Annotated in this window: 8 protein-coding genes and 2 tRNA genes; 6 read left to right on the top strand and 4 right to left on the bottom strand. The window is 65.9% G+C overall.

Annotated elements, in window-relative coordinates; translation table 11 throughout:
• Positions 1 to 55: 55 nt before the first annotated feature.
• A tRNA-Val gene (locus JIP62_RS01825) sits at positions 56 to 132 on the top strand.
• A 58-nt stretch (positions 133 to 190) separates the two neighbouring features.
• On the opposite strand, the gene JIP62_RS01830 is transcribed toward JIP62_RS01825, so the two are convergent.
• Positions 191 to 3361: an autotransporter outer membrane beta-barrel domain-containing protein gene (locus JIP62_RS01830; RefSeq protein ID WP_201103260.1), complete on the bottom strand. Its 3171-nt coding sequence runs from the start codon at positions 3359 to 3361 to the stop codon at positions 191 to 193.
• 198 nt (positions 3362 to 3559) lie between these two features.
• Between JIP62_RS01830 and JIP62_RS01835 the strand changes: the two genes are divergently transcribed.
• From JIP62_RS01835 to JIP62_RS01850, 4 genes are all read left to right on the top strand, one after another.
• The gene (locus JIP62_RS01835) at positions 3560 to 4456 is read left to right on the top strand and encodes an SPFH domain-containing protein (RefSeq protein WP_201103261.1); all 897 of its coding nucleotides are present in this window, start codon (positions 3560 to 3562) and stop codon (positions 4454 to 4456) included.
• A gap of 1 nt (position 4457) precedes the next feature.
• Complete coding sequence (locus JIP62_RS01840) at positions 4458 to 4640, top strand: hypothetical protein (protein ID WP_201103262.1); 183 nt, start codon at positions 4458 to 4460, stop codon at positions 4638 to 4640.
• 112 nt (positions 4641 to 4752) lie between these two features.
• The gene (locus JIP62_RS01845) at positions 4753 to 6000 is read left to right on the top strand and encodes a glycosyltransferase (protein ID WP_201103263.1); all 1248 of its coding nucleotides are present in this window, start codon (positions 4753 to 4755) and stop codon (positions 5998 to 6000) included.
• A gap of 5 nt (positions 6001 to 6005) precedes the next feature.
• On the top strand, positions 6006 to 6527 hold the full coding sequence (locus JIP62_RS01850) for a SixA phosphatase family protein (RefSeq protein ID WP_201103264.1): 522 nt from the start codon (positions 6006 to 6008) through the stop codon (positions 6525 to 6527).
• A 16-nt stretch (positions 6528 to 6543) separates the two neighbouring features.
• Here JIP62_RS01850 and JIP62_RS01855 read toward each other — a convergent pair.
• Positions 6544 to 6628, bottom strand: a tRNA-Leu gene (locus tag JIP62_RS01855).
• A gap of 363 nt (positions 6629 to 6991) precedes the next feature.
• Positions 6992 to 8647: an amino acid permease gene (locus JIP62_RS01860; protein WP_201103265.1), complete on the bottom strand. Its 1656-nt coding sequence runs from the start codon at positions 8645 to 8647 to the stop codon at positions 6992 to 6994.
• A 198-nt stretch (positions 8648 to 8845) separates the two neighbouring features.
• On the opposite strand from JIP62_RS01860, the gene hrpB reads away from it, so the two are divergent.
• A complete protein-coding gene (gene hrpB, locus JIP62_RS01865; RefSeq protein WP_201104481.1) occupies positions 8846 to 11284 on the top strand; it encodes an ATP-dependent helicase HrpB in 2439 nt (812 codons plus the stop codon).
• A 16-nt stretch (positions 11285 to 11300) separates the two neighbouring features.
• Here hrpB and JIP62_RS01870 read toward each other — a convergent pair whose 3' ends face one another.
• On the bottom strand, positions 11301 to 12197 hold the full coding sequence (locus JIP62_RS01870) for an SDR family NAD(P)-dependent oxidoreductase (RefSeq protein WP_201103266.1): 897 nt from the start codon (positions 12195 to 12197) through the stop codon (positions 11301 to 11303).
• Between the last annotated feature and the right edge of the window lie 74 nt (positions 12198 to 12271).

The raw sequence follows: 12271 nt of genomic DNA on the forward strand, positions 1-12271 counted from the left end.
CAGGGGGTAGATGCGCCTTGCCCGCCGCGCCGAGCCGGGGCAAACAGCCTGTTAAGGGCGGCTAGCTCAGCTGGTCAGAGCACCTCGTTTACACCGAGGGGGTCGGGGGTTCGAACCCCTCGCCGCCCACCAGACATCAAAAAAGCCGCCGGATCGCTCCGGCGGCTTTTCTTGTGTCCGCGACGCGGGCTTAGAAGCGGAAGCTGGCCCGCAGCAGCAGCATGTAGCGGATATAGTCCTCGACCTGCTCGGCATCGGCGCTGATGCTGAGCATGCCCAGCTCGTTTCCGACGTTCAGACGGAAGCCGACGATCGGTCCGCCACCCTCGATGGAGTCGGGGCTCAGGCGGAAGTCCGGGCCCCCTGAAGCGAAGCGAGCGATGGTCTCGCCAACGTCGACCGAGATGTTCTGACGCCAGCCAACCCGGAACTCGGGGCGAAGCCAGCTGTTCTCGCCCAGGCCGAAGCTGACGTTCATCGCCGCCACGGCAGAGAAGATGTGACCGTCACGCTCATCGATTTCCAGGTCGAAGGCATCGCCGCCGCCCTCTTCGACGCGCGCGTCCTCGCTGAGCGAGAAATACTCGGCATAGACTTCGGGGCGCACGGTGAACCGGCCGTAGGTCCGCTCGTAGGAGGCACCACCGGCCGCAGCCAGGGTCACGCCGTTCCAGCTGGATTCGTTGGACAGGTTCAGGCCGCTGCCGACCAGGGACCGCGTGGCATCGAAGGTGGCATAACCGGCTGCAGCCCGCGCCCAGGTCGTCCAGTACTGACCCTGGGCGCGCCAATAGACGCCCAGCTCGATCAGATTGGCCGACAGGATTTCCTCAGCCTCGGCTTCGGGATCTTCCAGATCGGAAGAAGTGAAGGCCACGGTGACGCCGAAAGCACCCAGGTCCGTGCCGCGCTCGACCCCGCCTGCCACGCCGAAGCCCTCGGAGCGGAAGCCGTAGGTGTCGGTCTTGTCCTTGTCGGCGTAGAAATTGATCTCCTGCAGCCAGGCGCTGGTTTCGCCCGGCTGGGCCGAGGCATTGCGCCCGGTCAGGGCCCGGGTCACGGCATCGACGCCAGAAGCCAGCGACAGCAGCGGACCGCCGGAGTGATCAGGCAGCAGCTGCTCGTAAAGATCGATGAAGCCTTCACGATCCGTCTGGCTGAGGAAGGCGTTCAGCAGGGCATCGTCACGATCCAGCGCGTCGTAGAAGGCGTCGAAGGCCGACGCCTCGACGGCCAACAGATTGGCCTCTGCCGCCGTGCGACGACGGGCATCGACATAGACATTGCCGGCCGACACGTCGGCACCGACCGTGGTGACGAACAGATAGGGCTCATCGACGCCGTCGGTCTGGACGTTGCCGTAGTTCAGCGTGGTGGCGTCGATGATGGTGAACCGCTCCGGGCCATCCAGCAGCGATGAGAAACGAACGCCCAGTCGCGCTCCATCTTGAAGCGTCGCCGTTCCGTTGACGACGAAGCCGGCGTTGGCACCGGCCTGCGGATCGAGAGACACCAGCAGCTGACCATTCTGCCCGACGGTCAGCCCGCTGATGGTCGCGGGAGCGGACTGCAGGGTCTCGAGCGAACCATTGGTCACGCTGATATCGAGCAGGCCGTCCGAATCGATGATCGCACCGCGCACGCTGGCTCCGCCCGTGATCAGCAGGCTGTCGCTGCCAGCGCCGAAGCTGATGTCGCCGCGCACCGTGCCGTTGCGGATATCGACGACGTCGCTGCCCGAACCCAACAGGACGGCACCCACCAGCACGGGTTCGAACTGATCGGACGTGCCGTCGCCATCTGTGTCGGGGTCGGTCGGGGTGGCGCCGTTGGCCTCGCCGAGCTGAACCAGGGTGACGCCCGTGGTGTTGGCGCGCACGTCAATCGCTGCCGTTCGACCGGTCATCGGGTCGTTGTCAGCGTTGGGGAGCAGTTGGGTCTGAAGCGATCGAGTGTTGGTGATCGAGGTCAGGGTGCCGCTGAGATCGAGAATCCCTACGACAGTCGCTGCGCCACCGACCGACGTCGCGAGCATCTGATTGTTGTTGACGAAGGAGGGGACATTCGCCCCATCCTCGATCACGACGTTGGCGACCAGGACGTTGGTCTCGGCGTTCACGCCTGCCGTCAGGCCTCCGGTATTGACGAACCGCGGGGTGGTCGCGCCATCGGCGAAGCGAATGGTCGTGGCGTCAGCCTCATAGGCGAGGGCGGAGACGGTGCCGTCGTTCAGAACGCCGCCTTCGATGGTGACCGCCTGGCCGCCGGGAACCCCGAACACGACGCCCTGGGCCGCGATACCGTCATAGACGCCCTGGCCGTTGATCTCGCCGCGGTTGATGAAGCCATAGTTCTGGGCTCCGCTGCCAAAGGCACCCAGGGTAATGTCGCGCGTCGCCGATCCCACCTGGACTGCGGGCGCACCGCCGAAACTGTTGATTCGAGCCGTGGTCTCTTCGGTATCGATGACGCCGTCGTCGTCCTCGTCGGTGTCGGCCTCGACCGTGCCGACCATCGCCTCGTCGATGACCACGCCGCCAGCCACGTTGCCGCCGATGACGACAGCAGCCCCGCCCTGGTAAAGGTCATCGGCTTCCAGGTCCTCGATAACCGCGTCAGAGGGACGGCTGGTGTAGCGATAACCCGATGACTGAACCTGTGCCTGAACGATGAGCGGGCCGTCGGTATCGCCCGTCACGTTGACGCCGGTCGAATTGCGACCGTAGCCGCTGACGTTGCCACCGATGAAGGTCTGTCCGGACACGTCGCCGGCGATGTTGATGCCCGTGGAGTCCTCGCCCGTCACCGAGACGGCACCAAGGTTGGTGAAGTTCCCGGTCAGATCGCTTTCCAGCGAAATCCCGAACGAGTTGTTTCCGTCGACATTGATGGCCCCGGTCCGCGTGATCCGGATGTCCCCCACCAGCGGGGCCGCGCCCGTGACACGAACCCCGTACCGATCGGTGCCGTTCGCGAAGGGTCCGTCCAGATCGGCGTCGTTGTCGGTGTTCGGGTAGGTGTCGATATTGTCGGTGATGGTGATGGCACCGCTGATCGTCAGATCTGCCGTGTTGCCGCCATTGACCAGGACGCCGGTCGCACCGTTGGCGGCATTGGCCATGGTGATCGAACCCCCGGCATCAATCGTCACGTCATGGCTGGAGTTCAGCGTCACCGCCGTGCCGCTGTTGACCGTGATCGAGCCGCCGCTGGCGATCCGGACGATATCCGGCCCCGAACCGGTGGCGTTGGACGTGGTGATGGGCGTTGTGCGGGTGGTGGAGATGACCACCTCGGCCTGAACCCCCGTCGCCGCCAGCAAAGGAGCGATCGCCACCGCGGTCGCGAGCAGATTACGCATTCGGAAAAACACCCTCGGTGGACACGCATATCGAACGCCGCATCCCCGATAGCAGGGACCGCGCCAGCCTGCCTCAAGTTTCTCGAATTTGAGGCGATTGCAAGGCCGATCGCGTCTTCGGAACCGCACCAGAGCGTCCCCTGCTTGCTCAATCTGGGATCAAAGTGATATCACTTTGACATCGAGAAGGGGAGAGTCATGACACCACTGAATTCCAAATCCCAAGAGCGTCCGGCCCGCAGCGCCAATGGCATTGTGATGCTGCTGGTAGGGCTGGGCCTCATTCTGGCGGCACCTGTCGCGATCGCGGTAGTGCCCGTCAAGATCGTGGCCGTGCTTCTGGCTGCAACCCTGGTTTCGGTCGGCCTGTTTGTGCTTTGCGGGCTGTATGCGCTGCAGCCCAATGAGGCGATGGCGATACTGTTGTTCGGTGACTATCGCGGGACGGATCGCAAGACGGGGCTTCATTGGGTCCTGCCTTGGTACACCCGCAAGAAAATCTCCCTGCGCGCCCGCAACATCACCAGCGACACGCTGAAGGTGAACGACAAGCGCGGAAACCCGGTCGAGATCGCCGCCAATGTCGTCTGGCGGGTATCCGACTCGGCCCAGGCTCTGTTCGACGTCGATGACTATCAGGCCTTCGTCGATATTCAGGTGGATACCGGTCTGCGGGACATCGCCTCCCACTATGCCTACGACCACGGCGAGCAGGTGGAGGGCGAGGAAAACGAACTGACGCTTCGCGCCGATGCCGAGGATGTGGCCGAGCGGCTGTGCGTCGAGTTGGCCAAGCGGGTGGCGATCGCCGGCATCTCCATCGACGAGGCGCGGCTCGCCCACCTGGCCTATGCGCCGGAGATCGCCGGGGCCATGCTTCGCAGGCAGCAGGCAGAGGCGATCCTGTCGGCGCGGCGCCTGATCGTGCGGGGTGCGGTGGGCATGGTCGAGAGCGCGCTCAATGACCTGGGCGAGCGCGACGTCGTCCAACTGGACGAAGATCGCAAGGCGGCGATGGTGTCCAACCTGCTGGTGGTCCTGTGCGCCGACCGCGAGGCCCAGCCCGTCGTCAATACGGGCACGCTCTACGGCTGACATGGCCCGCCCCAGAAAGCCATTCCTGATGCGAGGTTCGCCCGAGGTGATGTCGGCCGTCGAGAAATTGGCGGCCGCCGAACTTCGGTCGGTCAACGCTCAGCTGGAGGTTCTGCTGCGCGAAGCCCTGGCGCGACGGGGCGTGGCCATCGCGCCGGATCGTCCGCCTGCTGAGAACACTTGAGCTTGTCGTCAGACGGGTCTACGGGCGCTGAATGGCAAGATCGAAAAAGGTCCGACGCATCCAAGGCCGATCGTCTGGCGTTAGGCCCGGCGAAACCAGCGGAGCAGACCCCATGACCCTTGCCGGCCTTGACGTCCAGGAGACGGAGCTGAGGCTTATTCCAGGCCTGGACGAGGAAGTTTCTCAGACGCTTCAGGCGATGAGGGCCTCGGCCGGTGATCCCCGTCCCAGACTGGTCGACACCACCATGCTTTATGCGCCCCGTTCCGGAGGGGTGAAGCGCTATCTGATGTCCAAGAAGGCCTGGCTGGCCGAGAACCGGCCAGGCGTGGCACACAGTCTGGTCGTGCCGGGCGCACGCCACCACGCCGGTTCGGATGGCATCATCAAACTGCACGCGGCCAAGCTGCCGTTTGGCGACGGTTATCGCTGGCCTACGTCGGTGCGGCGATGGGGGGCCTGGGTGGCCTCTCTGAAGCCGTCGATCATCGAGGCCGGCGACCCCTATACGCCGGGGCAGGGGGCACTGGAGGCCGGCCAGAGGGCAGGCTGTCCCGTTGTCGGCTTCTGTCACTCCGACCCGGCCGGGCTTGCGGCGCTTCATTTCGGGGAGTGGGCCAAAAAGCCGGTCGAGAAGCGCTGGGCCAAGTTGTTCGGACAGTTCGACCGCGTCGTTTCGCCCAGCCGGTTCATCGCTCAGCGCCTGGAAGAAGCGGGCGTCGGAAACATTGTCATTCGCCCGCTGGGCGTCGAGGTCGACACCTTCCGGCCGGACCGCCGCGATCGGGATTGGTTGCTGAAGAAGCTGGACTTGCCCGCGTCGGCGCGGCTGCTCTGCTTTGCTGGTCGACCGGCAAAGGAAAAGAACATCGACGTCCTGATCGAGGCGGTCCAGCGTCTCGGTGCGCCGTATCATCTTGTTCTGGTCGGCGCCGGCACGGGCATGCCGCCCGAGGATCGCGTGATCACCTTGCCCTATGAGCGTGACCCGCGCGCCGTGGCCCGGATCATCGCCAGCTGCGACGCCTTCGTCCACGCCAATGACAAGGAGCCTTTCGGCCTGATCGTGCTGGAGGCGATGGCCTGCGGACGGCCCGTCGTGGGGGTCAATGCGGGAGGCGTTGCCGAGACCGTCGATGATTCGGTGGGGCAACTGTCCCAGAGCGCTGATCCGGCCGAATATGCCCAAGCCATCGAGGCCTTGTTCGCGCGAGACATCGAGGCGATCGGTCAGGCGGCGCGCGTTCACACGGTGGAGCGTTTCGCCTGGAACCGCGTGTTCGAGGATCTGTGCATGGTCTATGGCGAGACGTCCGGGAAGCCGGCCTTCGTTCAGCCTTCCGACTGGGCCGTGCATTGAGGCAGATGCGGGCGCCGCTGCTGGCCCTGGGTCTGGCGGGTTGCTTCGCCTTCAGCGCAGCGGCACAGACGGTCGTCATCGTGCGTCACGCAGAGAAGGCCGACTCTTCGTCCGATCCCGCCCTGTCGCTTGAGGGACAATCGCGCGCAGCCAGCCTGATCGATCTGTTCGAAGACACTGCGCCCACGCTGATCCTGACTTCGCCATTGCAGCGGACCATGCAGACGGCCCGCCCCATGTCGGACCGCGCCGGCGTGCCGATCCAGGCCGTATCGTTCGAAAGCGGCACTGAGGGGCATGTGGCGCGCACGGTCGATCTGGTCCGCTCAGCGAGCGCCGATTCCGTTATCCTGATTGTCGGGCACAGCAATACGGTGCCGCAGATCGCAGCGGCCCTGGGCGATCCGTCACCACAGCAGCTGAATGAATGCGATTTCGATCGGGTAACGACCCTGGTGCTGAGTCCGGCCGGCGGTGCGCCGGAGGTCAGGCATAGCCGGTATGGCGTGCCGTCGGCGGCCTGCTAGTCGGCTGGGGTTAGCCTGGTGCGGATGAGAGGACTCGAACCTCCACGCCTCTCGGCGCTGGAACCTAAATCCAGTGCGTCTACCAGTTCCGCCACATCCGCTCAGGTCTGGCGCGGGCTTTAGGGTGGATTGCAGGTCACGGCAAGCGGCAGAGAAGCGCTATCGCTCCACCGGGACGGTGGGGGCCGGATCAGGGTCCACTGGGCACGGCGGCGCGGGCCGGGGCCGGCGGGGCTGGATGACATAGAAGCCACGCGCCACCAGAGCCATGGCCAGGGTCGCTTCAGCCTCGGCTTTGAGAATTTCGCGTTTTCTTTGCGAATCCAATGAACTGCTCCCTTGCCGCGAGGCAACGCCCTGGATGGCGTCGGGTTCAGTGCGCTCAGTAAAAAAGGCCAAACAAAAAGAGGCCCGGGCGAACCCGGGCCTCTCGTTTCTGTCGCAATGCGTTCCCGCTTGCTGCGTCAGTCCTTCTGATTGTCGACGCCCGAACCCAGGGCTTCGGCCGGGGAGGACATGGTGGTCTCCTCGGTGATGTCGATGCCCTTGGCCAGCTTGGAGTTCCAGAAGCCGTAGGCGGCATAGAGGACCGCGCCGATGGCGGCGTAACCGCCCAGCAGCATCAGGGGTAGGGGGTTGTCCTCGGCCGCATGCTGGAACATCGGGATCAGGTTTTGGCTGGCCAGGAACAGGCAGGCCAGGATCCCCAGGACGGCGGTGAAGATCCCGCCCGGCACCTTGAACGGACGCGGCATGTCCGGGTGTTTGATGCGCAGGAAGATCACGCTCAGGCAGACGATCGAGAAGGCCGTGGCCGTCCCCAGCGAGACCAGGTCACCGAGGATCGAAATGGGCAGGAAGGCCGCCGCAATGGCGATCAGAATGCCCAGCACGATGGTGCCGATCCAGGGCGTGCGGAACTTGGGATGGATGACGGCAAAGGCACGCGGCAGCAGGCCGTCGCGGGCCATGGTGTAGAAGATGCGGGTCTGGCCGTAGCACAGCACCAGCATGACCGAAGACAGGCCGGTCACGGCACCGATCTTGATCAGGAAGGCGATCATGTTCAGCTGGCCCTCAGGGGCGGCGGCCAGCGGCACATTGGCCCATTCCAGGCCCATGCGGTCGATGGCGACGGCGACCGGAGCCGGGCTTGCCAGTTCCAGATAGGGCACGACGCCCGTCATGACCGCAGCCACGGCCATATAGATGAGGGTACAGACGAACAACGCGCCCAGGATGCCGATCGGCACGTCCTTGGAGGGGTTCTTGGCCTCGGCGGCCGCGGTCGAGACCGCTTCGAAACCGACGTAGGCGAAGAAGATGATGGCCGCACCACGGAAGATACCGCCGACGCCGAACTGACCGGCCACACCGGTCGGCTCGGGGATGAAGGGGACCCAGTTGTCGGGGTTCACATAGCTGATGCCCACAGCGATGAAGGTCAGCAGGACGACGATCTTGATGACGACGATGGCGTTGTTGATGTTGGCGCTTTCCGACACGCCCAGCACCAGCAGGCCGCAGACTGCGGCGATGCCGATGGCCGCGACCAGGTTGAACGACCCGGTCATGGGGAAGCTGGTGGCCCCGGCGGTCTGAACCAACTGGACCAGGGGCGTCGCCCACTGCGGACCTTCGCCGCCAGCGTACTGAATGGTCGGGAAGATTTGTTGGCTGATGCCAAAATCACTGAGAATCGAAACGACATAGCCGGACCAGCCCACCGCGACGGTCGAGGCGGCGACGCCGTATTCCAGCACCAGCAGCCAGCCCATGATCCAGGCGAAGACTTCGCCCAGAGTGCCATAGGCATAGGTGTAGGCCGAGCCCGAGACCGGCATGGTCGAGGCCAGTTCTGCGTAGCACAGACCCGCCAGGCCGCAGGCGATGCCCGCGACCACGAAGGACAGCATGATGGCCGGGCCGGCGTTGGCGGCGGCGACCTGTCCGGTCAGAACGAAGATGCCCGCCCCGATGATGGCCCCGATGCCCAGGCTCATCAGGTTTATGGGCCCCAGCGTGCGCTTCAGCTCGCTCTTGGCCGCTTCCTTCTGAATCTGGACAACTGATTTCTTGAGAAAAAGCCGGTTCCCACCGGGCTTCACGCCGTTTGACATTGAGTCGCGACCCCTCTTGGCGAACCCTCCCCGGGCCGCCTTCACTAAGGCGGCGACGCTAGCGGGGGATCGTGCGACACGCAACGCGGTTTCCGAACGATGAAGGCGCGACGACGCTTTCGTGAAGGCGTTCAGGGCGTGGTGAGATCGGCACCTTTTGGCTATGCGGGCGGGATGGCCTCACTCCCTGCTGCGCCCATGCTGCCCATTCACGATGTTCTTGATGACCTTAAGGCCGCCCTGGCGGCGAGGAACGCCGTGGTCCTGGCCGCCCCGCCCGGAGCGGGGAAAACGACGGTCGTGCCCCTGGCCCTGCTGGATCAGCCGTGGCTGGGGGACAGCAAGATTCTGGTGCTTGAACCGCGGCGTCTGGCGGCACGCGCTGCGGCCGAGCGGATGGCAACCACCTTAGGCCAGCAGACCGGCCAGACGGTCGGCTATCGCACGCGGCTGCAATCGCGCATCGGCCCCGAGACGCGCATCGAGGTGATCACCGAAGGGGTCTTCACCCGAATGATTCTGGAGGATCCGGGTCTGGAGGGGATCGGGGCCATCCTGCTGGACGAATTCCATGAGCGCAGCCTGGATGCAGACCTGGGGCTGGCGCTGGCGCGAGAGGCTCAAGGTCTGCTGCGGCCCGATCTTCGGCTGTTGGTCATGTCTGCGACCCTGGATATCGACGCCGTATCGCGGCTGCTGTCCGACGATGAAGGAAGGGCCGCCCAGGTCATCGAGGCTCGGGGCCGGATGTTCCCCGTAGAGACCCTGTACCTGGGCCAGACGCCGGGTGAACGGATCGACGAGGCCATGAGCCGGGCCGTCATCACGGCTCTGCGCGATCAGCAGGGGTCCATCCTTGCCTTCCTGCCGGGGCAGGGCGAGATCCATCGCGTCGCTCAGCGCCTGGATCAGCGACTGCGTGACCCGTCCGTCGATGTGGTGCCGCTGTATGGAGCGCTGGACAAGGCGGTGCAGGATCGGGCCATCGGCGCTGCCGCGCCGGGACGCCGCAAGGTTGTGCTGGCCACGTCGATTGCTGAGACCAGCCTGACGATCGAAGGGGTTCGGGTCGTCATCGATGGCGGCCTGTCGCGAGTGCCGCGGTTCCAGCCGTCCAGCGGGCTGACCCGCCTGGTCACGGTGCGCGTCTCTCGCTCTTCGGCCGAACAGCGGCGGGGCCGGGCCGGGCGGACCCAGGCCGGCGTCTGTTACCGGCTGTGGGACGAGGAGACGACGCGCGGACTGATCCCGCATCAGCGGCCTGAAATCCTTGAGGCCGACCTGACGGGCCTTGCTCTGGATCTGGCACGCTGGGGCCGGACTTCGACAGACGGTCTGGCCCTGCTCGATCCTCCGCCTGCGGGGGCGATGGCCGAGGCGCGCTCGGTGCTGGGTCGTTTGCGGGCGCTAGACGATCAGGGACGGCTGACCGAGCATGGGGGACGGCTGGCGCGCATCCCGCTCTCGCCGCGCCTTGCGCATCTGGTCGCTACGGCATCGGACGAGGGCAACGCCGTGGCGGGGGCTCGGATCGCAGCGGTATTGAGCGAGCCGGGCCTGGGAGGGCAGGCCGTGGACCTTCGCGAGCGGCTTCGGGAGCTGGACCGAGATCGGTCTGCACGCGCCGCCGACGCGCGGACCCTGGCGGCCCGCTGGGCAAAGGCGGCAGGTGGCGGCCAGGGCGGCGAAGTCGATCCCGGTGCCCTGCTGGCCCAGGCCTTCCCGGAGCGGGTGGCAAGGTCTCGGGGCAAGCCAGGCGAGTTCCTGTTGGCGTCCGGGCGGGGCGCAACAGTGGATACCGCCGAGGCCCTCTCGACGGAGCCCTGGCTTGCCGTCGCGGATCTGGGCGGCGGGGACACGCGCGATCGGGTGCGGCTGGCCGTGCCGGTGGACCCGCAGGCGCTGGAGGACCGGATCACTCAAGAGGATCGCCTGACGCGCGAGCCTTCTGGACGCATCGTCGTGCGCCGGATTCGGCGGATCGGGGCCATCGTCGTGGACGAACGGATCACGGGAGCCCCCGATCGACCCACCCTGACGGCCGCCTTGAAGGCCGAGGTCGACCGTGACGGCCTGAAGGCCTTGAGATGGGGCGACAGGGCCAGGGCATTGCGGGCACGGCTCGCCTATCTGGCCACGCTGGACGGGGGATGGCCGGATATGTCGGACGAAGGCCTGTTCCGCAGCCGGCAGGAATGGCTCTGGCCGTTGCTGGAGGATGTCCAGGAGTTGGCAGGCCTGTCCGACGATGCCGTGGAACAGGGGCTCAGGACCCTTGTCCCCTGGGACATGCAAAGGGATCTGGACCGTCGGGCACCGCCCAGGCTGGAGACGCCGCTGGGCAGCGCGGCGATCGATTATGATGCCGAAGGCGGTCCCCGCGTCGACATCCGGGTTCAGGAACTGTTCGGCGTCACCACCCATCCAAGCGTCGGGGGAGGGCGCACGCCGCTGACCCTGGCCCTGCTATCCCCCGCACGACGCCCTGTTCAGGTGACCCGGGACCTGCCGGGCTTCTGGAAAGGGTCATGGGCGGCCGTGCGGGCCGAAATGCGCGGTCGTTATCCCCGCCACCCCTGGCCGGAAAATCCTGCGGAAGCCCCACCTACGAACCGGGCCAAGCCGAGGGGGACCTAGGGCGATACGGGCCCGGTCAAGCCGCTGAGCGCGACCGGGTTGCCGCAGCCGCCGCTTCGACCTCATGCTGATACTGGGCGGCACCCGAGGCGGGGACCTGTTCGCCCGTGCGGTCGGCGATGCGAGCCCAGTTGGCCTGGACCTGAAGAGCGGCGTCAGGCGATGCACCGACGTGGATGCCCTGGGTCATGGTGACATGGGCCTGTTCAAAGCCGCCGGCCCCGGCCAGCAGGACGACCCGCGTCGGCGAATCCTCGTCGGCCAAGGCGACCACGCCGGGACTGACCAGGTCCGTCGACAGTCCCCTCAGGGCTTCTTCGGAGTAGAGGCCGTCGGTCATCTGCGTGGCCGCGCTGGGAGCCAGGCAGTTGACCCGAATCCCGGACTTCTCGCCTTCCAGCGCCAGGGTCTGCATCAGACCGACCAGAGCCATCTTGGCCGCCCCGTAGTTCGACTGTCCGAAGTTGCCGTAAAGGCCGGAGGACGACGTCGTGAAGATGACCCGGCCATAGCCCTGTTGGCGCATATGTGGCCAGGCGGCCTTCGTCACATTGACCGAACCCATCAGGTGCACGTCGACGACCAGGGCAAAGTCATCCAGGTCCATCTTGGCAAAGGTCCGGTCCCGAAGAATCCCGGCGTTGTTCACCAGGATGTCGATGGAGCCCCAGCGCTCAACAGCGTCATCGACCATCGCCTGCACCGCCGGCCGATCGGTGACGCTGCAGACACAGGCGACGGCCTGACCGCCCGCAGCGGTGATTTCCGCCGCGACGGCCTCGGCACCCTGGGCACTCATGTCATTGACCACCACGCGGGCGCCGTAGCGAGCAAGGGCCAGGGCGTGACTACGGCCCAGGCCTCCTCCGGCACCTGTCACAATGGCCACGCGGTTCGTCAGATCGATGCTCATGGCGGGTCCCCCACTATCCCTGTCGTTGGGGCCGTTGTGACCCGAGCCGGGTCGCTCGGTCAATATTCACTCGC

Origin of the sequence: Brevundimonas vitisensis (assembly GCF_016656965.1) — a bacterium.
GTDB classification, from domain to species: Bacteria; Pseudomonadota; Alphaproteobacteria; order Caulobacterales; family Caulobacteraceae; genus Brevundimonas; species Brevundimonas vitisensis.

Excerpts from the sequence above, each read along its gene's own strand:
- JIP62_RS01850 (WP_201103264.1), top strand. The coding sequence starts at position 6,006 with ATGCGGGCGCCGCTGCTGGCCCTGGGTCTGGCGGGTTGCTTCGCCTTC.
- JIP62_RS01840 (WP_201103262.1), top strand. The coding sequence starts at position 4,458 with ATGGCCCGCCCCAGAAAGCCATTCCTGATGCGAGGTTCGCCCGAGGTG.
- JIP62_RS01835 (WP_201103261.1), top strand. The coding sequence starts at position 3,560 with ATGACACCACTGAATTCCAAATCCCAAGAGCGTCCGGCCCGCAGCGCC.
- hrpB (WP_201104481.1), top strand. The coding sequence starts at position 8,846 with ATGCTGCCCATTCACGATGTTCTTGATGACCTTAAGGCCGCCCTGGCG.
- JIP62_RS01870 (WP_201103266.1), bottom strand. The coding sequence starts at position 12,197 with ATGAGCATCGATCTGACGAACCGCGTGGCCATTGTGACAGGTGCCGGA.
- JIP62_RS01830 (WP_201103260.1), bottom strand. The coding sequence starts at position 3,361 with ATGCGTAATCTGCTCGCGACCGCGGTGGCGATCGCTCCTTTGCTGGCG.
- JIP62_RS01860 (WP_201103265.1), bottom strand. The coding sequence starts at position 8,647 with ATGTCAAACGGCGTGAAGCCCGGTGGGAACCGGCTTTTTCTCAAGAAA.
- JIP62_RS01845 (WP_201103263.1), top strand. The coding sequence starts at position 4,753 with ATGACCCTTGCCGGCCTTGACGTCCAGGAGACGGAGCTGAGGCTTATT.